At 38.6% G+C, this 2,857-nt stretch carries 2 protein-coding genes and 1 pseudogene; all 3 read right to left on the minus strand.

Annotated elements, in window-relative coordinates; translation table 11 throughout:
* Window positions 1–211: 211 nt before the first annotated feature.
* A complete protein-coding gene (locus BTHERMOSOX_RS10165) occupies window positions 212–1,039 on the minus strand; it encodes a DUF2914 domain-containing protein (RefSeq protein WP_138121045.1) in 828 nt (275 codons plus the stop codon).
* A 267-nt stretch (window positions 1,040–1,306) separates the two neighbouring features.
* Complete coding sequence (locus BTHERMOSOX_RS10170; RefSeq protein ID WP_138121046.1) at window positions 1,307–1,984, minus strand: transaldolase family protein; 678 nt, start codon at window positions 1,982–1,984, stop codon at window positions 1,307–1,309.
* 25 nt (window positions 1,985–2,009) lie between these two features.
* A pseudogene (gene pta, locus BTHERMOSOX_RS10175) lies at window positions 2,010–2,732 on the minus strand (phosphate acetyltransferase); the annotation flags it as partial.
* Window positions 2,733–2,857 lie beyond the last annotated feature (125 nt).

Here is a 2,857-nt window from a genome sequence, read left to right on the forward strand (position 1 = left end):
CAATAACACATCCACTAGCGGTGTGCGATCTTCTTCATTTATCTCTGGCAGTTTAGGTTTAGGCGAGTTCATAGAATATATTGTAAAGCAACTTTTTAATATTTGCCGGTGGATAATGAGAAGTTACAGAAACTGATATTATATCATTGTTTAATATGGGGTTTTCATGTTTATTGTGTATAATGCTTGCAGGATTTAGGTACTATTATATTTATCTTTTTTGTACAGAAAAATCGATTTTATGCAATATATTACCTTGCTGGGTAATAGTGCGCACTTGCCACTGACCTATAGAATTATAGGGAAAGAGTTTACTGGTAGAAATTCGCCATCGATTACCCCGGATATTAATTTTCCGTTTATAAACAGAGTGACCTTCTTTTAGCCATTCATGGAAAACAGTATCACCTTGCATATTAATGACTTCAGTGAAATATGTCACGCCATATGCTTTACTGCTATCAACAAGAATAGGTAAGTCTATATTGCCATAAGGCTCTAGCTTATTAACCCCCTGTGCAAGTTGTGCACGGGCTATATAAGGATTTAAATCTGTGCTTTGAATAACACTCTCTATAACCTGCTCTTCTTGCACGTTTTGTTTAGCTATCTTCTCTGTAGGCAGCTTTGCGGTAATTTGAGCAGTAGGTTGTGTGCTAATGATTTCTTTGGTCGGTGCCTGCGCTACAACGCTGACTGTTTCTTCAGCTTCCACTGTTGAAGAGATTACTTGTACAGGCTCAGGCTCTGTAATAGCTGATTTTGATGAGGATTCTAATGCTGTTTTTTCAAGAGAGCCTTGCTTAACAGTCGCTTGATTAACAACTTGCATCTCTATGGGAGGTGTTTTTTCTGGGTCACTATTATCCTGGCTACTGAAATAATAAGCGGGAAGAATCACAAACAGTATTAGCACAATGAGTGCATAAGCGATTTTTTTAAAATTCCATTCCGATATCATTTCGAGCTCTGGCTCTTCCATGATACGACGTTCAGTTTTTGATTTTACTTTTATAGATATGTTTTTATCTGTTTTCATACATTTTAATAGCGGCAAGGTTCATTTATTGCACCAGTCGTTTTGGGTATCTAACTTAAACAACAACATAGATACCATTTGACCATGAATGTTTGTTGCAACATGTTCTGCTGCACCTTACATTGCTTACCCAAATGAGTAGTCCATTAGTCTATGTGTTGACCTGCGCTACGTAAACGAAGAGAAACGGAGGTTTTTCTTCTAGGTATTCAACCGCTCCGCCCTCCATGGCCGGCAAAATCCAGTATGACGGTTGTTATAACAATCTTAGCTGTTATAAGACAGTTTATCACCAAAAGCAGCTGACCAGTCTTTATTAAACTGCTCTACCGCAGGTTGAACCGCAGGGAAATTAACCATTTGCTCAATCACATCAACAGGCAATGTAATCGCGCCACAACCTGTAGCTAATACGTCCATTACCTGTTGCGTATTTTTAAAGCTTGCTGGTGTAAGAATGGTTGATAATTCATGCTGATTCAAAAGATTCTGAATCTCCACACAAACACCAACACCATCATTATTAAGTGTATCAATACGATTTAAATAAGGAGACATATAATCAGCACCATTTAATGCTGCTAAAAAACCTTGTTGTACTGTATAAATAGCTGTCGCTAAAGTGCGTATATTTGTGGGTTGTAATTTCTTCATTGCAGCCAGACCAATAGGCGTAGTTGGTATTTTCACTGTAATGTTTTTGAAAGGCATAGCTGATAGTTTTTTAGCTTCCTCTACAATACCATCAACAGTCGTGCTTAATGCTTGTACAAAAAGTTGTGTATCTTCACCTAAAACTTCCACAATAGCTGGTAAAACAAAATTTACGCCTGTACCAGCACCTGCCATAATTGACGGGTTAGTTGTTACCCCATGTACAGGAAGATATTCATTTATTTCAGCGATTTTTTTTATATCAGCCGTATCAAGTAATAATTGGAACATATAGCTTATATCCTCTATTTTTAGTTTAGTTTTCAGATTGTGATTGTATAGCTGTCATAACAACCGTATTAACAATATCGGTCACTGTACAGCCACGACTTAAATCATTTACAGGTTTATTCAAACCTTGCAAAATCGGTCCTATTGCCACTGCACCAGAAGAGCGTTGCACAGCTTTATAGGTATTATTTCCGGTATTAAGGTCAGGAAAAATAAATACATTTGCCTGTCCCGCCACCTCACTATCAGGTAATTTTGTCCGCGCAACACTGGCATCGACTGCCGCATCATATTGCATCGGACCTTCTATCTTTAATTCAGGATGTGCCTTTCTGGCTATAGCCACTGCCTGACGTACCTTATCCACCGCCTTTCCCTTACCTGATTTTCCCGTGGAATAAGACAGCATTGCGACACGAGGTGATATATTATACATCTTTGCAGTCGCAACTGCACTCACTGCAATTTCTGCTAATTGTTGTGCATCTGGATCAGGATTTATCGCACAGTCGCCATAAACTAACACCCGATCTTCCAGGCACATAAAAAAGACGCTCGATACTATAGATGTACCAGGTTTTGTTTTAATAATCTGAAAAGCGGGGCGTATCGTATGCTGGGTAGTATGTACCGCTCCGGAGACCATGCCATCGGCATGATTTAAATGCACCATCATGGTTCCAAAGTAACTAACATCCGACATAGTATCATAAGCCATATCATAATTTATACCTTTCTCTTTGCGAAGCAGCAATTCTCGCTCAAAACAAAAAAATACAAATCTAGCCGTAAATCCAATTGCCGTTTAAATAAAGCAGCCGGTTTCAATCAAAACCACTTTGATAAAAAGCACTTGTCTTTTGTTGCGGGCAC

The organism is Bathymodiolus heckerae thiotrophic gill symbiont (genome assembly GCF_900128515.1).
Taxonomy (GTDB): domain Bacteria; phylum Pseudomonadota; class Gammaproteobacteria; order PS1; family Pseudothioglobaceae; genus Thioglobus_A.